Source organism: Francisella sp. SYW-2, assembly GCF_008711475.1.
Lineage (GTDB): Bacteria > Pseudomonadota > Gammaproteobacteria > Francisellales > Francisellaceae > Francisella > Francisella salimarina.
Genome location: NZ_VXKO01000004.1, coordinates 82,239 through 103,953 on the forward strand (window position 1 = coordinate 82,239; position 21,715 = coordinate 103,953).

Genomic DNA, 21,715 nt, shown 5'->3' on the forward strand with positions numbered 1-21,715 from the left:
ATACGATTGTCATTATAACTTTATATTTGGAGTTTGTCTGCTTTGATACAAAAAAATGAAATGTTTTTATCTTTTATGTATTTTCCTAATGTTATTTATGTGAAGTTAATTTTCTTATATAATTCTAGGTGGGTATTATCTACTTTTTATTAACTAGGATAATTTTTTATATATGAAAACAAGTAAACTGCCAGTCTTAAATAATACAAATGCTTTAAATGCTTTGATTAGTGCTTTTGCTGAAGAGTTGATGAGTAAAGGGTTTGAAGGTGATATACATTCTGATTATGCTTCAAGAATATCATCATCAATGGATAACAGTGTATATCATGTTGTTCCTGAGCTTATTGTTTTTCCATATGGTAAGAATGATGTTAATAGAGTTTTTGCATTAGCGAGTAAGAAGGAGTATCAAGAAATTAAATTTGCTCCTCGGGGAGGGGGTACTGGTACTTCAGGGCACTCATTATGTGCTGGGGTCATTATAGATACTAGTCGATACATGAATAATATTCTAGAAGTAGATTTTGATAATGGATATGTTAAAGTTGAGCCAGGTGTTGTGCTTGACCAGCTGAATGATACATTAACTGATTCAGAATATTTCTTTGCACCAAATTTATCACCTAGTAATAGAGCAACTTTAGGAGGTATGGTAAACACCGATGCGTGTGGTAAAGGCTCTAGAATTTATGGACGGACAAGTGCGCATGTCTTAGAGTTGGAGTGTACTTTAATAAATGGGCAGAAGTTATCTACTAAAAAAATTAAATTAAGTGATCTTAATGAAGATAAATTAAATGACATTGAGAAAAATATATACTCAATAGTTGTTGAACATATTATAGATAAGTACGAATTAATTGAGGAGAAATTTCCCAAGTTAAGTCGTTATTTAACAGGCTACAATCTTGCCAAAACTTATAACAAAGATGACAATACTGTCAATCTAAGCTATTTAATATCTGGTTCGGAAGGAACATTAGCTTTTGTTACGGAACTCAAACTTAAACTAACTAAAAAACCTAAATTTAAAGCACTGTTTGCGATTTCATACAATAGTTTTGATGATGCGTTGAGAGCTGCTAGAGATTTATTGTCATCTAAACCATCAGCTATAGAGACCATAGACAATAATATAATTGAAATTGCAAAGGGCGATGAGATTTATCACAAGATAAAATATATGCTTGAAAAGAATAACTCTATTAATGTAGCAGCAGTAAATTTAGTTGAATTTATTGCTGATAGTCAACATGAGTTAGATAATATGACCTCGCGTCTAGAAAGGCAATTACTAGAAAAACAATCAGTGTTTCATTTCACAGAAAGCCAAACTGATATGGATAGTCTTTGGGAGTTGAGAAAAAAAGGTGTAGGCTTACTTGGTGCAATGAAAGGAGATCGTAAACCAATACCTTTCATTGAAGATACAACAGTAGCTCCTGAGAAATTAGCAGACTATATCAAAGAGTTAACAGTGTTGCTAGACTCTTATGGTGTAAGATATGGGATGTTTGGTCATGTTGATGTAGGGTGTTTGCATGTAAGACCAGCACTAGATATGTCCTCAGCTGAAGATTCTCAGAAGGTTAAACAAATTACTCAAAAGGTTAGTGAACTTGTTAGAAAGTATGGTGGGGTTTTATGTGGTGAGCATGGTCACGGCTATCGAAGTGAATATATAAAAGAGTACTTTGGTCAAGAGCTTTATGACTCATTAGGACATATCAAAAAAGTATTTGACCCGCATAATCAACTTAATCCGGGTAAAATTACTGTTCCAACAGGTAGTAAAGATAAGCTTGTAAAAGTAGACGGGCCATTCAGAGGTTATTCAGATGAGCAAGTGCCTAAAGATATGCGCGAACAATTTTCTGGAGCATATAACTGTAATGGTAATTCGCAGTGTTTAAACTATAATTTAGACACTGTAATATGTCCATCAGCTAAAGCTAGTAGAAACTGGTTATATTCACCAAAAGGAAGATCAGCGATATTACGTGAGTGGCTTAATCAGCTTTCGGCAGCAGGATATTCAACAAAGGATAAAGTCTATAATACAGGTTTCGATAAAATAGAAGATTATCCTGATGATTTCTCTCATCAAGTATATGACTCTTTGGATAAATGCTTAGGATGTAAAGCTTGTGTGTCAGGTTGTCCTATAAAAGTTGATATCCCTACAATGAAATCGAAATTCTTATACCATTATCATTCTAAGTATAAGAGACCTGGTCTAGATTATTTCGTTAAATATAGTGAGTCACTGTTGAGAATCAACTTATATATGCCAAAAATATATAATGATATTTTTAATACTCAGTTTGTTAGAGCTGGATTAACTAATTTAGTTGGTTTTGCAGATACTCCAATCATCAGTTCGTTAAATTTAAGGTCAGAGCTCAAAAAAAGAGGTGCTCCAGAGTTTAATCTCGAAGAAATGAGAAGTTTGTCTACTGAACAGAAGAAAAAAGCTGTTTGTATCGTCCAAGATATATTTACATCACTGTATGATACTCATATAGTTCTGTCGTTGTATGATTTCTTGACGGCACTAGGCTTTAGGGTATATTTTGCTCCGTTTAGAGTTAATGGTAAGCCTTCTCATGTGAAGGGTTTTCTGAAGTATTTTAAAAAGCATGCTCTAAAAGCTACTAAACTATACAATCAAATAGCTGAAACTAAAGTCGAAATGATTGGGGTTGATCCTGCTATGACGCTGGTTTATAGAGATGAGTATAAACAAGCTTGTCGAGATAAAATAAGATTTAAAGTCAAACTGGTACAAGAATGGTTGATAACAAAACTTGATACCTTACCTACTATGCAAAAAATGTTAGATAAAGAGTTTAATCTTTTTAATCATTGTACAGAAAAGTCTTTATCTGTCGTGTCAGTAGAGCAGTGGCAAAAAATATTTAAGCATTTCGGTGTTGAGACAAAAGCAGTTAAAGTTGGATGTTGTGGCATGTCTGGCAGTTTTGGGCATGAGACTAAACATATTGATGCTTCTAAACATATTTATAATTTGAGCTGGAAAGCTAAAATTAAAGAAAGTGGTATAAGATCTGTGATTGCCACAGGATTCTCCTGTAGGTGCCAAGTGAAACGTATGGAAGGACATACGATAAAACATCCTGTTGAGATATTGGAATTAAATAGAAAAAAACAGCATAAAGTGTTGACACATAAAATCTAGTCAGTATAATAAACATCAAATCTTTAGGGTTGTTAGCTCAGTCGGTAGAGCAGTTGGCTTTTAACCAATTGGTCACAGGTTCGAATCCTGTACAACCCACCATTTATTTTACCTCTTACTTCAATTTTTTTGTAGTTATGGGTTGTTAGCTCAGTCGGTAGAGCAGTTGGCTTTTAACCAATTGGTCACAGGTTCGAATCCTGTACAACCCACCATTTACCTAAAATATTTCATATAAAAAACTTAATAGGTAAATAATTATTTATTAATATTATTATTTTGGAAGTTCCAATATAATATTAATACTTTAAAAGTTAGAAAATTACTATGTCTAGTGTAAATTTAAAACACCCAAGAGCTTTACCTATTTGCTTTCTTACTGAAATGTGGGAAAGATTTGGTTATGCAATAATTGCAACAACAATGATTTTTATTTTGATCCAAAGGTTTGACTTAAATGATAGTAAAGCAAATATTATAGTTGGCTCATTTAGTGCAATGCTTTATATAACATCAGTATTAGCGGGGCAAGTCGCTGATAAGCTTATAGGGTATTATCGTAGTGTGCTTTTGGGAGGCGTCTTCTTAATAGCAGGCTATACATATCTTGTGTTTGCAAGTGACTTATTTACCTTTTGCATTGCCTTAGGGGCTGTCTGTAGTGGCACAGGTTTATTGAAAACGAATGTTGGTAGCTATTTAGGTCACAGTTATAAGCCTGAAGATAATCACCGTCAGAGCGGATTCACAATATTTTATGTCGGGATAAATATAGGAGGATTGCTTGGTTTCTCAACCGCAGGTTATATATATAATTCTATGGGAGATATAGCAATATTTGTTTTAGCTGCGATAATGATTCTGATAGGAACTTTAACTTTTTATATAGGATTCAAAAAATTAAGTTTGGAATTGTATAGAGAAAGTGTCAGCGTTTTTCAATGGATTCTTGCTATAGCTATATCGATTGGTGGAGGGTTAGCAAGTGTAATTGTTATATACAACCCTAGTATTTCTAATTTGTTCTTAATTTTAATTATCATATTTAGTTTATTTGTTATATTTAAGGGTGCTAAAGATCCAAAAGATTTGAAGAAGGCAGTATCCTACCTAATATTTTTGATAGTTGCTGTAGCATTCTGGGCGTTATATAACCAAATATTTATGTCGTTAAATCTGTTTATAGATAGAGTGGTTGATCATAGAATTTTTGGAGTTAATATTCCAACTCAGTCATTTCTGATATTTAATACTTCGACAGTATTAGGAGGAGGTGTTTTATTAGGACTTTTATGGAAAAAATATAATTTATTAGACACCTATAAGTATTTAATAGGGATGTTTATATTAATCTTTATGTATGTGACTGTCGCAGTAGGAATTCATCTATCTGGAGTAGATACACAAAGCCTAGTAAGTGGTTATTGGGTTGCTTTATGCTATATCTGTCTTGGTTTTGCAGAGCTCTTTGTATCAGCAATAGGATTGTCTTTAGCAACTAGACTGGCTCCACGTGGACAGATAGGTGCTTATATGGGATTATGGCTAGTAAATATTGGTATTGGTGGATTTGTAGCAGGTATTATTGCAAATTTTGCAGCCATATCCGATAACAATATAAATAATATTATTGAACTTAAGCATGTATATTTACATGGTTTTAATATCTATATCAGTATTGCTGTGATTGCATTTGTTATAACCATGGTAGCAACCTTTTTTATCAAAAAACTACTTGGTGATGATGCTTAAACTATAAGGAAAACATATATGGAAGTAATTCTTTAATATTTGTTTGTTTTATATCTGTTTTTTTGATGTTAGATAATATAATTGGACACTCAAGATCTAGAAGCTCAGACATAACTTGTCGGCAAGCTCCACATGGAGAAACTCCTTCCGGAGTGTCAGCAACTACTGCGAGTTTTTTGATATCTTCTTTACGATAGCCTTGTGCATAAGCATAGAATAATACTGTTCTTTCAGCACAGTTGCATAGTCCATAAGAAGCATTTTCTACATTAGCACCTTTTAAAATAGAGCCATCTTTCATTAATAGTGCAGCACCAACATTAAACTTAGAATATGGAGTATAAGCATTCTCAGCTGCTTGTATAGCTGCATCAATTAGTTTGTTGTTAATATCATTGCTCATTAGTGTTTATTTTTCCTTAGTTTTCAAAATTATTCTCAATTGAGTGTTTTATGATTGATATTATGTTTTGCATACCTTCATCATATCTGCTTTTATTGACTGATTCTGAAGTTATTCTCTTTGCTAGAACTGTACATATACAGCTGGCTTGCAAGCCAAAAGTGGCACATACTGTAAGCAAAGCAGAAGACTCCATTTCTAGATTAAGAACGTTTAATTTTCTCCATTCATCTAGAGATTCTCTAAAATGTTTTCTTACATAACCGCTATAGCTATCTCTTCTTTCTTGGCCTGGGTAAAAGGTGTCAGAAGATCCTGTAATTCCACAGTGAATATTTATATCTAATGATTTTGCTGAGTTGTATAAAGAACTATTTAACTTAAAGTCAGCAACCGCAGGATACTCTATTGGTGCATAATGATATGAAGTTCCATCTAGACGAACAGAAGCAGTGGTTAATATCAAATCACCAAAATCAATATTTTCTTGAATAGCACCACATGTTCCCACACGTATCAGTTTTTTGATTCCTATCATAGCTAGTTCTTCGATACATATTGCTGTTGAAGGACCACCCATACCTGTTGATATGATGACAGTATTTCTGCCAGCTACTTTAGCCAAATACGATGTATATTCTCTATTAGTAGCAAGAAATTTAGCATTTTTATCTAACATCCTTGCTAAAGGTTCAGCTCTTTTAGGATCTCCAGGAAGAATTGCGATTTCTGCACTATTTATCATCTCTTCACTTAATCCTATGTGATAAAGCACTTCATCTCTAGCCACGCGTTTATTAGCTATATTTATATTACTCATAACTTTAAATATTCAGATTTACTCATATAAACATTCTACTCTTAATAATTTTAAATAGAATATATTAAGCAATTTTTTTATAATACTGCAAAAAGTAAATTTATAAATTATCATGAAGCAACAGTACGCGAATTTTGCAACCATTGAGAATTTTTTGTTATGTGAAACGCCTGATCAATGGATACAGAAAGCATTAGTAAATATAGAGCTTATGCTTGTAGATCATGCTCACTGTGAGATGAAAGCAGCATCTTCAGCTATGACATATATTTATAGACACCCTGACAAATATGAACTGGTAACTAGAATGTCTAAGATCGCTAGAGAAGAATTGGTACACTTTGAGCAGGTGTTGCGTATTATGAAAAAGCGAGATATTCAATACAAAGCCATATCAGCATCTAGATATGCAAGTCAATTAATCAAGACCGCTAGGACAGATAAAGAAGGACGCTTTATTGATGCTTTGATAATTGGGGCATATATAGAAGCTCGTTCTTGCGAAAGGTTTGCAAAAGTTGCTCCATATTTAGATTCTGAGTTACAGAAGTTTTATAATGGATTATTAGAGTCAGAAAAAAGACATTTTACGATATATCTGCATTTTGCAGAAAAATATTCTTCTACAGATATTGGCGAAGATATCAAAAGAATAGGTGAAATAGAAAAGGATCTTATATTATCTTCAGATTCAGAGTTTAGATTTCATAGCGGTATCTAGGTATAGATTATTAACTTTTCTAGATTATTGGTAATTTCCATTTATATATTATTGACATAATTCTTATTGTCAGACCAAAACCTATAATTATTGCAGCACTTATATATAGGTTTACATTTAGGTATATGAAAATAATGTTCATTCCTCCTACAACTGCTGCTACTGAAGCGTATAGCTCTGCTGTAAAAGCAACTGGGATATCATTACAGATCATATCACGCATGATACCTCCAGCAACGCCGTTAAGTATAGCTATAACAACACCAACTATAAAAACACTAAAGAACTGCATATTAAATACTTCAGTACAAATCTGGTGTGCAATGCTACTACCTATGTAAGCAAAAGCAATAAGACCAATTGAATCTAATATCAAAAATATTTTATAGAACTTATTAATGTATTTTTGTGTAAAGATAGCAATAATTGAGAAAAATAAACATATAACAATGTAATAAGGGTGGAGGATAATCGTTACAGGAAGATTACCTAAGATTAGGTCTCTGACTACACCGCCACCTAAGGCAGTTGTTAAAGCGATTGCTACAACTCCAAAAGCATCCATATTTCTTCGAGACGAAGATATAACACCTGTCATACTTTCAGCAATTATTCCTATAAGAAACATCACTGTAAAAATATAAGGTCCTGATATTCCAACGTGATACATGATTCATTTCCTGAAGCTAGAGTTGGCATATATTTTAGAGATTATTTTTAGAATTTAAATGGTTTTTTGTTATTAGGTTGGTATAACTTCTTTTTATTTCTTCTATGGACAGGTTTGAGCTAAGAGCATAAATATAAGTTACAAGAGAAAATATAAAAATTAGTAATAAAGTTAAGACTAAGGAAAAGTATTCTGGGTAGGTGTTATAGCAAAAAGATATAATAGTTATGCATATGATATGTAGAAAGAACCATAAACTCTTTAGAAAATGAAGCTTATGACTTTTTACTTGGGTTTTTTCTATTATGATAAATATAGTGCTACAAATAATTGCAAAGATAACAATATTAACAATGGTATTCCAGCCACTAAAGAAGATAATAATACTAGAGAAATAGAATGATAAGAAGCAAGTGACATCTGCAGCTTTTAGTTTGTATGCTCTATTTACATCTGGTATTGATTTTCTAAAGTTCATAGTGGCTAGTGGGCCAATTAGGTATGTAATAGCCATAAGTGCTGCAATAAATGTAGATACTTCTGCCCAGTTGTCAAATATAAAGAAAATAAATAAAGAAATGATAAAGCTAATTAACATATAGGTTTTCATGCCTTTTCTATTTTTTGTGGCATCTTGCAGTAAGATATTTTCTGTTATTAGGACATTCAATGACTCGACAGAAACTCGTAGATACATAACACCACATATAAATGGAAATGTTAGAGCTGAAAAATATAAGATAGTACTTAGGAGTCTTGAACCTATATTTGAAGCAACTAAACCAAATGCTCCAAGCTCATTTGTTCCAACGTAGACATTATCAAAATTCTTAGCAGAGTAGAAGTAAGCGATTTGCACTAGAAGGAAAATTATTAAAGATATTAAAATCACTAGAATTATTGATAATGGAATGGTGCTTTTTGGGTTATGGGCTTCGCCAGCTATTTCTATAATCGTTTTAAAACCAATAAATGAGAATGCAATACCACCCATTGTGATGGCTGTGAAAATCTCTGACCATTTCCAAGTTAGTACATGTAGTGAGCTATCGCCGACATAGTGTGTAGCTTGCTCTGGAGTACTAAGGCAAAAAATCACTATAAATAAAGCCACAAATATTGGGATGATAATTTTTAGTATAGTGAAATAGCTGTTTATACGAGATATCAAGCTTATTGATAAGAAGTTTAGTAAACAGGAAAGTGCCACAATAATTATACCTGCTATCATGTGATGAATTTGATTTTTTAGCAGTGTTGGGAAATATACCGCTAAATATTGAATAATAGCATGGCTTTCTATGGGAACAAACATCATATAAGAAAGCCAAGTAAATACTGCAAATATAAACCCAGTCATAGGACCGTATATAATAGTTGGAACTTTTGATGAAGCACCATTTGTTGAGAAAAGTGTACTAAACTCCATAAAGGATAGAGCAATTATAAAAGTGATTATTGCTGCAACAATCCAAGAAACTATAGATGCATAACTTGCTATTTTGGTACTATATTCGGCAGTAAATAGCCAGCTTGAACCTATTAAAGAAGTAATCCCTATACCGATTAAACTAATCAAACTAATACTTTTTTGCATATAAATATAAAACCTCAAATTTGTTATGCAGTTATCAAAATATCTAACATAATAAATATTTATTTAAAGATTATGGTTTATTCGTAAGTTTAAAGATAATTAATTTTTTAAATACGGGCTATTAGAAAAATCAATTTGCTTTATGCCTACTCCTAAGTGATTATGAAATAAAACTGATTTATTATTTGCCTTCTTTTAAGTATCTAAGGCAGATAAGTTTCAGTAACAAAATATTTTATTTAAACATTATAAGAAAAATTAAAACTAAGAGGAAAGTATGATGAAATATCAAGCAAATAATTTTATAAATGGTCAACAAGTTAAGCCAACAGGAACTACAGTTATTGATATAGATAATCCTCAAACTGGTGAAGTAATTGCCAAGATGACTTGTTCATCTGTTGAAGATTTAAACAATGCTGTGAATATAGCTAAAGAGGCTCAAGAAGCTTGGGGAAACACTACGTTTAAGACAAGAGCTCAGGTATTTTTTAAATACAGACAGCTTTTGGAAGAAAATTTTGAAGAATTAGCAGAGCTTTGTGCTGAAGAGAATGGTAAAACAGTTGCAGAAGGTGCCGCAGAAATAGCAAAAGCTATGGAGCTTTGTGAGCTTGCAGTATCTATCCCTCAAACGCTAGGTGATAGAAGACAAGTTATTAGTACAGGTATCGAGTGTAAAGAGCAAAGAACTCCTCTTGGAGTAGTTGCAAGTATTGTACCATTAAACTTCCCTGTTATGGTTCCACACTGGACTATTCCTATGGCTCTAGTTTTAGGTAATGCAATGATTGTTAAACCTTCTGAAAGAGTACCATTATCTTGTATAAGAACTGCTGAACTATTAAAGCAAGCTGGTTTACCTGGTGGTGTATTTAATATTGTTCAAGGTGATAGAGATATTGTAGAGGGTATTTGTGATCACGCAGATATTAAAGCAGTATCATTTGTTGGATCTAGTCCTGTAGCGAAGATCGTATATGAGAGATCGGCTAAGTCAGGCAAAAGATGTATTGCTTTGGGAGGTGCTAAAAACAATTTATTATTATTACCAGATGCTGATCCTGATATGGCATCAAGCGATATTGTGGCATCTTTCACGGGATGTGCAGGTCAAAGATGTATGGCAGCATCATTACTAATAGCAGTTGGTGATGTTAATCATATTATTGAAAAAGTTGTGGAGAAAGCTAAGGATGTACAAGTTGGTGTAAATTTTGGTGCAATCATAACAAAAGAATCTAAAGATAGAATAGAAAACTACATTGCTAAAGCAAAAGATGCTGGATGTAAGATTTTACTAGATGGTAGAAATGCTGTAGTTGAAGGTAAAGAGGGTGGTTACTATGTGAACCCGACTATTATCGATGGTGCAGAGTTTGGTCAGCCATGGTCTTGTGATGAGATTTTTGGTCCAGTTGTAACTATTATTAGAGTTAAAAATATTGAAGAGGCTATCAAGATTCAAAACTCATCTATATATGGGAATGGTGCATCTGTCTATACTCAAGATGGTGAAGCTGCGACTTATGTTATTGATAGGTTAACAGCTGGTATGTGTGGTGTGAATATTGGTGTACCAGTTCCGAGAGAACCATTTGGATTTGGTGGTTGGAAAGACTCTAAATTTGGTGTTTCTGATATTACAGGATCTCAACCGGTAGATTTCTGGACTCAAACTAAGAAAATTACAACAAAATGGAATGCTAAGCATAAGAAAGATTGGATGAGCTAATATTTACTTAGGCTAATGTATTTAAACAAAAATTATATTGTATTTTTTAGGAGAGAGATATGAGTGTTAGAGAACAAATTAAACAGAATAATATTGATCATAATGTTTTTACTTGGGTGAAACAAGGTGGTTTAAACCCTGCATGTATCGAAAGGGGAGAAGGTTCTTTCATATATGATTATGATGGTAAAAAGATTTTAGACTTTACGGCTGGTTTAATTAGCGTAAACCTTGGTCATGGTAATGAAGCTGTGATTAATGCTGTAACAGAGCAAATGAAGGCAATTGCTTTTCCTGCACCTGTTCATGCTACTAAAGTTAAAGGTGAGTTAGCAAAAAAACTAGCAGAGCTTTTACCAGGTGATTTGAATAAAGCCTACTTTACACTGTGTGGAGCTAGTGCAAATGAAGCTGCAATCAAGGCTGCTAGAGCATATTCAGGTAAACAGAAAATACTAACAAGGTATAGATCTTTTCATGGTGGTAGTTATGCTACTATGACATTAGGCGGTGATCCTAGAAAACTTCCTCATGATGCAGATGGTATACCTGGTGTTGTTCATTTTGAAATACCATCTACTTATGATGGCATCTATAATGAAAACCCTAAGAAACAAACAGAAGAAGCTTTAAAGCACTTAGAAAGAGTAATTAATTACGAAGCTGCTGAAAATGTTGCTGCGATTATGCTCGAAGGTGTAAGTGGTACATCTGGTTGCTATTTATATCCAGAAGGCTACATGGAAGGTGTAAGAGAGTTATGTGATAAGTACGGTATTTTACTAATCGTTGATGAAGTAATGAGTGGTTTCTGCCGTACTGGCAAATGGTTTGGTTTTATGAACTATGATATCGTGCCAGATATCGTAACCATGGCAAAAGGTATTACATCATCATATTTACCATTAGGCTGTTGTATGCTTTCTGAAAAGATTATGGCTAAATTTCAAGAAACAGCTTTTGTACTAGGTGCTACATATAGTGGTCATCCAGTATCTTGTGCAGCGGGTCTTGCGACTATTAATGAATATGAAAGACTAAATATACTTGATAATGTAAATAAAATGTCTGCATACTTTGGTGAAAAAGTAGAGGAGCTAAAAGCTAAGCATAAATGTATTGGTGATTATAGATCAAAAGGTCTATTAGGTTGTTTTGAGCTTGTTAAAAATAGAGAAACAAAAGAGCCATTAGTTCCTTATAATGCTAAAGATGTTAGTATTACTACTAAGATTGCAGGTAAATTCAAAGAGCTAGGTTTACACTCTTTTGTAAGATGGAATCATATATTTGTTGGGCCGCCACTAACAATTAGTAAGGAAGAACTGGATATAGCTGTGACTGTTCTTGATGAAGTATTTACTTTAGCTGATACTTTCTGTGACTAGACTAGTATTCTTGTTTCTGCAACCAATCACAAAATAGTTTAACAATTTTCGTGTGGTGCTTATTTTTCTTCAATATAATTCGATGATTTCTTGTCATTACAATATTTTTTACATTAATAACCTTTAGTGAGTTATTGTCTATCTCACTAAGGCTTACATTAGGTAGAGTTGCAAGAAAATCGCTGTTTGCGACATATACTTTAACAGCTTCAATATTCGGTAGATAGAAATCATCATCAATGAAAGAGTTTGTACTTTCTTTTATCATGTCACCATTTTTTGTAAAAACTATATCTCCTAGAACAATGTTCTCTTTAACATCGTAGTCACCAGCCCATTTCCTCATGATATTTGAGTTTTTATCTATCTTGGTTATAAGAATATCTCGCGTTGTAAAAGTGTCATGATAATATGCCCATTTATATCCAAAAACATCATCAATGTTAACAGAGTCATACTTTGCAAGTGGGTGGTTTTTATTGCAGATTATTTTGAGTTCAGACTTTTTTATAATGATTTCTTCTGATTTCATTTCATGTAAAAGAACACGTCCCTCGACAAAGCCTATTTCACATATTTCATTTTCAATATTAGCGAAAGTTTTATCAAGGTTATCACTGATAATATTAATCTTTATGTTTGGGTATTCTGTCTGGAATTTATAAAGTAGTTTTGGCAGCACATAAGTTGCTATCACAGAGTTTGCAGCTACAGAAATGTCACCTTGTAGGTTTTCATTGGATTTATTAAATAATTCAAACTCATTTGATTTTTCTATGATTTCAATAGCTTTCTTAAATAGGGCTTTACCATCACTATTCAGGCTTAGACCACTTTTATTACGGTCAAAAAGTTTTATTTCAAGGATTTTTTCTAACTGACCTAAACTAATACTAGCTGCAGATTGTGATATAAAGCATGACTTGGCACCTTCGCTGATAGATTCAGCTTTTGCGACTTCAATAAAAACTTTCAGATGTTTGAGAGTTATACGCATAATGGAGGATAAGTACTACTAAAAATATATTCACAAATTGTAGCATAATTGAGCTATTTAAAAGTCTAAATATATAAAGACTTATTTTTTACATAGAAGTTTGGCGGATAGAGTACTTGTGGTTTTTTCTTTTAATATATCAAAGCCATCAAGTTTATATGTAGCTGTTTTTTCAGTTTCTACATAAATCAATGTTTCATTAGGAATATTTTGGTTTTTTAATATTGACTCTAGAGCTTTTGGAGTAATGTTTTTATTGAATGGAGGGTCTAAAAATATAATTAGCCTAGAATTGCAAGGATCAAAATTTGCAAGGGCCTTTATGCTATCAGTTTTATATATTTCACAATTCTTTATTTCTAATGTATTAATATTTTCTTTGATTTGCTGCAAAGCTTTAAAATTAAGTTCATAGAATATGGTTTTTGAAGCGCCTCTTGATATGCTTTCTACACCCAGGCTGCCACTACCAGCAAAAGCATCAATGCAAATGCTATCATGTATATATGGAGCTAACCAATTAAAGATAGTTTCTTTAAGTTGGTCAGAGGTTGGGCGTAAGCCATTTACATTAGGGAACTTAAGCCTTCGATTCCTGTATTTTCCAGATATTATACGAATAGTATTTGTCTTCACTTATTCGATATCTCCAACCATTACTGTGATTATGTTATTTTCTTGTATCGCTTGGTAAGCATTATGAATCTCTTTAGCAGTAACATTATTAATATGATCAACATAAGTATCAAAAAAATCTAAAGGCAGATTTTTATTTGCGATTGAAGATAGCATATTTAATTTAGAGCTATTTTTTACACTACTGAGTAAATGTGTGCCTTCAATATGCTTTTTAGAGTTTGTTAGAGTTTGTTCATCTATAGTAGAGTTGATGAAATTACTATAGACACTATTTATGGTTTCTAAGGCAAGATTTGGATTGCTTGTTTGAGCAGATATTACAAAGCTACCATAATCAGGATTAATATTAGCTGTGCTTGATATGTTGTAAACCAATCCAAGCTCTTCACGAACTTTATTGAAAAGCAAAGAGTTTAAACCGCCGCCACCAAGTATCTCATTTCCTAGTTTTAGAGGGAAGTATAATGGATCGTTAATTTCGAGTAATAATTGATGACCAACTAGTATTGCAGTTTGTTTACTTGGAAATTTGTTTTTAACTATTTCGATATTGTTTTTTTGTTGAGCAAATTTTTGCGTATTTTTTTTACCTTTTGGTAGAAGGCTAATTATTTTTTGAGAAATACTTTCAGCCTGAGATTTATCTATAGCACCAACTACACATATATTAGCATTATTCGCACAAATATTTTCACCAAAGAAATCTTGAATATCTTTTTGAGATATTTTTTTGATAGTTTCTTTGTAGCCAATTGTTGGCTTACTATAAGGGTTATTTGCAAAAATATGCTTTGAAAATTCAAGTGATGCTAGGTAATTGGGCTGTTGATATAAATAGTCAATATGAGTAAGAGTCTGAATTTTTTCTCTTTCTAATATATCAGGATCAAAGTCTGGAATAGTAAAAACTTCTTCTAATATATTAATAGTATTGCTAATAATGTTATTATCATTTAACAAGCGAATTTTTATATTAAAAAATTCTTTAGTAGTTTCTGAATGTATAGATATTCCATTATCAGTTATTTTATTTATAAGTTCTTGCTCATTAGATTTCTTAGTCTTTGTAGCAAACATTCCTACTGCCAAATCAGCTAAACCATTCAATTCTCCATCAAATGCGGAGCCAGCTCTAAAGTTAAGCTGTATATCAATCATTGGTAAACTTGGAGATTCTTGGAAATATACTGTTGTATTATTTATATCAAATTTATGGATCATGATTTTTAATCCTTTAATAAGTGAAGAGATGTAAGGTTTGATTTGTCAAAATATCTGTCTAGTACACGGTTAACATCACTAGTTGAAACATCATAAAGTTTTTCAAGATACTTATAGTAGTCAACATCTAGATTTATACTGGCAAGAGAACCTATTAAATTTGCTTGAGTTTCAAGAGAATCCATAGCAAACACTTTATCAGCTTTTATAGTTACTTTTGCTCTATCAAGTTGCTCTTGGGTTATACCATTGTTTTTTAGCTTTATAATTGAATTCTCTATTTCATTTTGGATTTCATCTAAGCTTTGGTTGTGGTTTGCTATAGCTGTAATCATAAAAAGATCCTCACCTTTTATGAAGGGAGAGTATTCGCTATCAATATGACAACATAGATTTTTATCTCTAACAAGCTCTTGTTGTAATACTGATGCATCAGCACTACCAATAATATTATTTAGGATCATTAAGGCAAAAGGATCATTATCATGATAATCAGTTGTTAGCGAGGGTGTTATGTATCCTAATATCGCAGCATCTGTATCATTTGGTGATTTCTGTACTTTTGAGTGTCTATAGCCAATATTTATTAAGCTTGGCTCTTTTTCTATATTAATTAATTTAGATTTAGGAATACCGCCGAAGTAATCCTTTATCATAGGTATAGCTGATGATTTATCAATATCACCTACAAGAACAATACTAGCGTTATTTGGGGCGTAATTTTGTTGATACCACTTTTTTAGATCATTAAGAGTGTAATTTTCAATATCTTCACGCCAACCAATTATTGGAGTGTGTCGTGAATTATTTTGATATGCAAGTCTCATAAATTGTTCAAAGGCGTAGCTAAATGCTTTGTCATCTACACGTAGGTTTCTTTCTTCGAGTACAACTTTTCTTTCAGGGGTAAATTCATTTTCATCAAAGAGTAAGTTAGACATTCTTGATGACTCAATAGATAGGCTTAGTTCTAGATTTTTTTTATGCCAAAATTGGTAGTAAGCAGTATAATCAAAACCTGTGAATGCATTTTGTACACCCCCATTATTCTCCACTATACTATTAAGCTCATCTTTGGAGTATTTGTTAGTACCTTTAAACATCATGTGTTCAAGCATATGAGATATGCCAGTTAGTTTAGTGGGTTCGTATGTAGAACCTACTTTATACCAAATCTGTGCAAGAGTGACGGGAGCTCTCAAATCTTTTTTAATGTATATATTTAAATCATTGTTTAAGGAATATTTGTTAATGCTCATATATTATTTTATGTTTCTTTAGATTTTATAAATAGATAAATTAGTAATATTAACGCAACAACCGTAGGTCCTGCAGCACCGATTATTGTTGGTAAGTGCAGAATCAGCGCAATTGGGCCAAATATTTGGTTAATAATAAAAAATGCGAATCCAAAAAATGCTCCTAAAAGTAGCTTGAGTATTAGGGTTGATGATCTTGTGGACCCTATACTTAAAGGCACAGAAAGTAGTATTAATACCATTAAAGCTATAGGCTGAAAAATTTCTTGCCAAAATTTTAGTGATATAGAGTCCTTTGCCTGACTATTGGAAAGCATATATTTAGTTAACTGAGTAAAGTTTAGATAATCATTATCGTTGATAGTAATAACTTTAGCTACAGATATTGGTATTGGATTAGACCAGATAGCTTTATAAACATTTTCTTTGACACTTATATGTTTGGCATTGCTGTTGGGGAATGTTACAACACTTACATCAAACACATTTGCTGTCGCATCATTTACGTATTCAGCTTTTTTTGCATATCTAACTTGTTGCACTTGGTTATCACTGGTTATAAACTTTCTTATTCCGAATGCTTTTCCTCCATTAGGATCTATATTTGAGATATTCATAAACCCGTCAGAAGTTTTGAGCCACAAGTCGTGAGTGTTATATGCAACGGTGTTTGAGTCAGCGAGCTTTTGTAATACTGGAGCTATATAGCCACCAAAAACCATTGTGATGATAGAGCCAATTATACCGACTAATACTACCCCTTTTGCAATTTGAGCAGTAGAGCGACCAAAAGATCTTAATACTATTATTTCGGAGTTGTTTGCAAGTAAGCTAAGCCCCATTAGTGCTCCCACCATAGCACAAGCAGGAAGTAATGTGTATAAGATTCCTGGTAACTGATATATAGTTACTATAATAAGCTCTATGTTACTTGCGCCTGTATCATTATTACTTACCTGTGCTAGATATGTGAAAATAAAAAATAAGATACAAAAGATCAAACTTACAACAAGAAAGCTGCTAAATACTGTTTTAAAAATGTAACGATCAATACGGTTTAAAAACATTTACTTTTCCTTTTTAGATGATCCATTATCTTTTCTTATTGTTCTAATAGCATAAATTATAAAAAAGATATGTGGAAGCCAGCAGCCTATCCAGATTGGTAATTTACCACCAACCATAAGAGTGTTAACAAACATATTACTACATAAGTATACGGCCAGAACAACAACAGAGGGCAGCAGTTTAGCATATTTATTTTGTCTTGGTCTTAATCGACAAAGAGCAAGAGCCAACAATGATGCTACAATTACAGAAATAGAGTTGTTGATACGACCAAAAAGTTCCCCACGTGAAACTGTTCCGTTGTCACTATCAGAAAAATTTTCTATTAATGTGTGCATGTATAGCCTATCAACTTTATCGTGATTGTAATCACGGTCAGAAGTGTCAAAAATAGTGTATATGGCATTCTTAGCAGTGTCATAAGAGTGTTCGTATGTTTTAGGTTCTTTTGTATAAATATGAGCATCGTGGAAGTCTACGTATGCTGCACCTTTATCTGTTATAACCTTTGCTATAGGGGCTGTTACAACTTTATATTCATCACTATTATCTGTACCCATATATAAGAAAACGTCTTTAAGCGTGTTCCCTGATTTACTTTTTATATATATGACTTTTCCATCAGTAGTTTTAATTATCTTGTCATCTGTTATTGATGATAGTAGTGCTTTTGCAGTCAGTGATGCTTGATAGATGTCCTGCGTCTGTTTAGATAACGGATTAATATACATTACTGTCAAAAATGTTATAAAGGTTAAAGCATATACAGGCTTCATAGTGTTTTTGACAATTTGCATCCATGTGACACCGCCGGCAAGCGTTACAAACATTTCATTGTTTGCAAAGTACTTACCGAAGCAAATCACAATAGCTAAAAATATTGCGATAGGAGCGACAAGACTTACATTTCCAGGTATTGTTAATATTACAAATTTTATTATAGAGTCAATTCCAAGACCCTGTGAATAGGCCTGCTGAAAAAGTCGAATAAGTAAATTGGCAGACACAATAGATATTATAAAAAGAGTAATAGATGTGAATGTATTAACTATGTCTTTGTTGTAATATTTTTCTAGAATCAAAGTATGCCACTATATTTATATAATAATTATGCTAGTAGCAATTCTATATTTTTTATAAGCAAAAGTCAGTAAATAAGAATAACTAGCTTTTAAATTTAATGCGATAAATGTCGTTTTTTGATATTATGTTTGAAAATATGTTACAAAAAATACAGGATCTCTAATGAAAATTGTTGTAAATAATCAGTCGACTTTGTCCGCTGAAGTGTTGATTGTTGCTCAAGAAAACCTTAAGAAACTTGTTGAAGAAACAAAATGTCCAAATTCAAAGTCTTTACTAGATAAAAAAGTTTTTAAAGCTGAGTCTGGTGAGGTTCTTCCTTTACTACATGGTGATAAAGTTGTAGTTCTGCTAGGTCTTGGGCTTAGACAAGATTTTATAGCTTCAGAATACGATAAAATTATTGCAAAGGTAGCCGAACAGCTTAAAAAATTAAACATAAAAGAGGTTTCTGTAAATATAGATTATATCTTTGCAAATTATAATGAGAAGCAGTTTACTTTAGACACCATTAGAGCATTGATTTCTGAAACCTATGTTTTTGATCAATTAAAATCTAAAAAAGAGAATTTTTCATTAGAACAAATCGAATTAGTATATTCAGGAAATCAAGATTTGGAAGAGTCTGCTAAGGTTGGTTCAGCAATTGCGTGTGGCCAGAATTATGCCAAGGATTTGCAGAATCTTCCAGCAAATATTTGTAATACAGATTATATGCTAAATGAAGCTAGAGATTTAACATCTAAATATGAAACATTTAATCTTAACTATTTAGATCAGGATGCTATGGCAGAGCTTGGAATGGGCTGCGCATTAGCTGTGGGTCGTGGCTCAGATATGTCTAATTATACTGTATGTATGGAATATAATGGTGGTGATGAAGATCAGGCTCCGATAGTACTTGTTGGTAAAGGTTTAGTGTTTGATAATGGAGGTATCTGTATTAAGCCCGCTGCTGGAATGGATTCTATGAAAATGGATATGGGCGGAGCTGCTGCTGTTATGGGTACAATGAAAGCTCTAGCAATGCTGAACCTTCCTATTAACGTTGTTGGTGTTATGGGGCTTGCAGAAAATGCTGTAGATGCTAGATCATATAGACCAGGTGATGTACTTAAAAGTATGAAAGGTATAACGGTAGAGGTAAGTAATACAGATGCAGAAGGTCGTCTAGTGCTTTGTGATACTTTAACTTATATTGGTAAATATAATCCAAAAGCAGTTATTAATATGGCAACCCTGACAGGTGCTATGATTATCTCTTTAGGAGATGCATTTTCTGGAATGTTTGCTAATAGCGATAAACTTGCCAATAGTCTTCAGCAAGCAGCCGATGTCTCTAATGATTTAGTATGGAGACTGCCTTTGCATAAGCCATACTTTAAAAAGTTAGAAAGTAAAGTTGCTGATATGGATAATTGTGGTCGCGATAGATCAGCAGGCTCTATAGTTGCAGGATTGTTCTTATCAAAGTTTACAGAAGATTATGAGTGGGCTCATCTTGATATCGCTGGATCGGCAATGGGAGATTTTGCAAATTGCAAAGCATCTGGTAGACCAGTACCATTACTTATACATTATCTATTGTCGCAATCTAAATAACATATATTTCTCTCTAGTATATTTTTTCTAGTATGGTAGAATACTTCTGTAATTAAATATCACCTCTTTTAGATTTTAATTACGGAGATTAAAAATGCTAAGAATTACTCAACAAGCGATTACTTTTGATGATGTATTGCTTTCACCTAGATATTCGAACGTACTTCCACATCAGGTAGATTTGAAAACAAATATTACTAGGAATATTCAATTAAATATCCCTTTAGTATCTGCAGCTATGGATACTGTTACTGAGTCACGCCTTGCTATAGCTATAGCTCAAGAAGGTGGGATTGGAATTATACACAAAAATATGTCTATACAGGCTCAAGCTCAAGAAGTTAAAAAAGTTAAGAGATTTGAGAATGGGATGGTGATTGATCCAATTACCATAAAACAAGAGAGCTCAATCAAAGATGTCATGCAGCTTGCAAAAGAACATAATTTCTCTGGTTTTCCAGTCGTTGATGATACTAATAAGATTATAGGTATTGTAACTAAGCGTGACTTTAGATTTGCAAAAGATTTAGATGAGCCAGTGAGTTCTATAATGACACCTAAAGATCAGTTAGTAACAGTAGCTGAGGATGCTTCTCAAGGTGCAATCAAGAAAAAACTTCATGAGCACAAAATAGAAAAGTTACTTGTAGTAAATGAGCAAGGCGAACTAGTTGGTTTGATAACTACAAAAGATATTGAAAGATCTCAAAACAAGCCTAATGCTTGTAAGGATTCGCTTGGTCGTTTAAGAGTTGGTGCTGCAGTTGGCACAGCGGCTGATACTAAGGAACGTGTCACGGCATTAGCAGCAGAGGGCGTTGATATAATTGTTGTTGATACAGCTCATGGCCATTCTCAAGGTGTACTTGATATGGTTAATTGGGTCAAAGAGAATTATCCAAAAATTGAGGTTGTAGGTGGGAATATTGCTACAGCAGAAGCTGCGAAGGATCTTGTTAAAGCTGGTGCTGATGCTGTTAAAGTGGGTATAGGCCCAGGTTCAATATGTACAACAAGGATTGTTGCTGGTGTTGGTGTGCCACAGATTACTGCGATATCAAATGTTGCTGAAGCTTTAGAAGGTACAGGAGTTCCAGTTATTGCGGATGGTGGTATCAAGTTCTCTGGAGATATAGCAAAGGCCATAGTAGCTGGAGCTTCAGTGGTTATGATTGGTGGTCTTTTTGGTGGTACTGAAGAGTCTCCTGGTGAGGTGGAACTTTTCCAAGGACGTTCTTATAAGTCATATCGAGGTATGGGATCTCTAGGAGCTATGGAACAAGGCTCTTCTGATAGATACTTCCAGGGTAATACTGATGCTAAAAAATTTGTTCCAGAAGGTGTCGAAGGTAGAGTGCCTTACAAGGGGCATCTTGCTGCAGTTATACATCAGTTAATAGGTGGATTAAGATCTAGTATGGGGTATACTGGTTCAAAGGATATTCAGACTATGCGAACAGAGCCAACTTTTGTTCAAATTACAGGTGCTGGGTTTAAAGAATCTCATGTACATAACGTTACAATTACGAAAGAACCACCTAATTATCAATCTTAAAGC

General features: G+C 33.1%; 17 protein-coding genes and 2 tRNA genes. 9 read left to right on the forward strand and 10 right to left on the reverse strand.

Going from position 1 to position 21,715, the window contains the following annotated elements; all coding sequences use genetic code 11:
• The first annotated feature begins 172 nt into the window (after window positions 1–172).
• The 4 genes from F3D57_RS02620 (at window position 173) to F3D57_RS02635 (ending at window position 4,954) form a co-directional block, all read left to right on the forward strand.
• Complete coding sequence (locus tag F3D57_RS02620; protein ID WP_013923430.1) at window positions 173–3,202, forward strand: FAD-binding and (Fe-S)-binding domain-containing protein; 3,030 nt, start codon at window positions 173–175, stop codon at window positions 3,200–3,202.
• A gap of 26 nt (window positions 3,203–3,228) precedes the next feature.
• Window positions 3,229–3,304, forward strand: a tRNA-Lys gene (locus tag F3D57_RS02625).
• Window positions 3,305–3,341: 37 nt separating this feature from the next.
• Window positions 3,342–3,417: transfer RNA gene (locus F3D57_RS02630), tRNA-Lys, on the forward strand.
• A gap of 112 nt (window positions 3,418–3,529) precedes the next feature.
• Window positions 3,530–4,954, forward strand: coding sequence for a peptide MFS transporter (locus F3D57_RS02635; RefSeq protein WP_149368045.1), 1,425 nt, complete (start codon window positions 3,530–3,532; stop codon window positions 4,952–4,954).
• Between the two features lies 1 nt (window position 4,955).
• On the opposite strand, the gene cdd is transcribed toward F3D57_RS02635, so the two are convergent.
• Window positions 4,956–5,357, reverse strand: a complete 402-nt coding sequence (cdd, locus tag F3D57_RS02640) for a cytidine deaminase (RefSeq protein WP_013923428.1) — start codon at window positions 5,355–5,357, stop codon at window positions 4,956–4,958.
• Between the two features lie 16 nt (window positions 5,358–5,373).
• Window positions 5,374–6,177, reverse strand: a complete 804-nt coding sequence (gene udp, locus F3D57_RS02645) for a uridine phosphorylase (RefSeq protein WP_150465097.1) — start codon at window positions 6,175–6,177, stop codon at window positions 5,374–5,376.
• Between the two features lie 109 nt (window positions 6,178–6,286).
• On the opposite strand from udp, the gene F3D57_RS02650 reads away from it, so the two are divergent.
• The gene (locus F3D57_RS02650; RefSeq protein ID WP_191092338.1) at window positions 6,287–6,898 is read left to right on the forward strand and encodes a tRNA-(ms[2]io[6]A)-hydroxylase; all 612 of its coding nucleotides are present in this window, start codon (window positions 6,287–6,289) and stop codon (window positions 6,896–6,898) included.
• 19 nt (window positions 6,899–6,917) lie between these two features.
• On the opposite strand, the gene F3D57_RS02655 is transcribed toward F3D57_RS02650, so the two are convergent.
• Both F3D57_RS02655 and F3D57_RS02660 read right to left on the reverse strand, forming a co-directional pair.
• On the reverse strand, window positions 6,918–7,568 hold the full coding sequence (locus F3D57_RS02655; protein ID WP_013923425.1) for a trimeric intracellular cation channel family protein: 651 nt from the start codon (window positions 7,566–7,568) through the stop codon (window positions 6,918–6,920).
• A 34-nt stretch (window positions 7,569–7,602) separates the two neighbouring features.
• Complete coding sequence (locus F3D57_RS02660) at window positions 7,603–9,165, reverse strand: APC family permease (protein ID WP_150465099.1); 1,563 nt, start codon at window positions 9,163–9,165, stop codon at window positions 7,603–7,605.
• Window positions 9,166–9,445: 280 nt separating this feature from the next.
• Between F3D57_RS02660 and mmsA the strand changes: the two genes are divergently transcribed.
• Both mmsA and F3D57_RS02670 read left to right on the forward strand, forming a co-directional pair.
• The gene (mmsA, locus tag F3D57_RS02665) at window positions 9,446–10,900 is read left to right on the forward strand and encodes a CoA-acylating methylmalonate-semialdehyde dehydrogenase (protein WP_150465115.1); all 1,455 of its coding nucleotides are present in this window, start codon (window positions 9,446–9,448) and stop codon (window positions 10,898–10,900) included.
• A gap of 59 nt (window positions 10,901–10,959) precedes the next feature.
• Window positions 10,960–12,288, forward strand: a complete 1,329-nt coding sequence (locus tag F3D57_RS02670) for an aminotransferase class III-fold pyridoxal phosphate-dependent enzyme (RefSeq protein ID WP_150465100.1) — start codon at window positions 10,960–10,962, stop codon at window positions 12,286–12,288.
• 1 nt (window position 12,289) lies between these two features.
• Here the strand turns inward: F3D57_RS02670 and F3D57_RS02675 are convergent, their stop codons facing one another.
• From F3D57_RS02675 to lptF, 6 genes are all read right to left on the reverse strand, one after another.
• Entirely contained in the window at window positions 12,290–13,285 is a 996-nt protein-coding gene (locus F3D57_RS02675; protein WP_150465101.1) for a LysR family transcriptional regulator, read from the reverse strand.
• Window positions 13,286–13,366: 81 nt separating this feature from the next.
• On the reverse strand, window positions 13,367–13,921 hold the full coding sequence (gene rsmD / locus F3D57_RS02680) for a 16S rRNA (guanine(966)-N(2))-methyltransferase RsmD (RefSeq protein WP_150465102.1): 555 nt from the start codon (window positions 13,919–13,921) through the stop codon (window positions 13,367–13,369).
• On the reverse strand, window positions 13,922–15,145 hold the full coding sequence (locus F3D57_RS02685; RefSeq protein WP_150465103.1) for a M16 family metallopeptidase: 1,224 nt from the start codon (window positions 15,143–15,145) through the stop codon (window positions 13,922–13,924).
• Window positions 15,146–15,150: 5 nt separating this feature from the next.
• A complete protein-coding gene (locus F3D57_RS02690) occupies window positions 15,151–16,404 on the reverse strand; it encodes a M16 family metallopeptidase (protein ID WP_150465104.1) in 1,254 nt (417 codons plus the stop codon).
• 8 nt (window positions 16,405–16,412) lie between these two features.
• Complete coding sequence (gene lptG / locus F3D57_RS02695; protein ID WP_146421146.1) at window positions 16,413–17,471, reverse strand: LPS export ABC transporter permease LptG; 1,059 nt, start codon at window positions 17,469–17,471, stop codon at window positions 16,413–16,415.
• Window positions 17,472–18,554, reverse strand: coding sequence for an LPS export ABC transporter permease LptF (gene lptF / locus F3D57_RS02700; protein WP_041263800.1), 1,083 nt, complete (start codon window positions 18,552–18,554; stop codon window positions 17,472–17,474). It abuts the gene before it with no gap.
• 163 nt (window positions 18,555–18,717) lie between these two features.
• Here lptF and F3D57_RS02705 point away from each other — a divergent pair, with 163 nt between their 5' ends.
• Together F3D57_RS02705 and guaB are read left to right on the forward strand one after the other, a co-directional pair.
• Entirely contained in the window at window positions 18,718–20,157 is a 1,440-nt protein-coding gene (locus F3D57_RS02705) for a leucyl aminopeptidase (protein ID WP_150465105.1), read from the forward strand.
• Window positions 20,158–20,251: 94 nt separating this feature from the next.
• Window positions 20,252–21,712 carry an IMP dehydrogenase gene (gene guaB, locus F3D57_RS02710; RefSeq protein ID WP_146421148.1) on the forward strand — a complete coding sequence of 487 codons (1,461 nt, stop codon included), beginning with the start codon at window positions 20,252–20,254 and terminating at the stop codon, window positions 21,710–21,712.
• The last annotated feature ends 3 nt before the right edge of the window (window positions 21,713–21,715 follow it).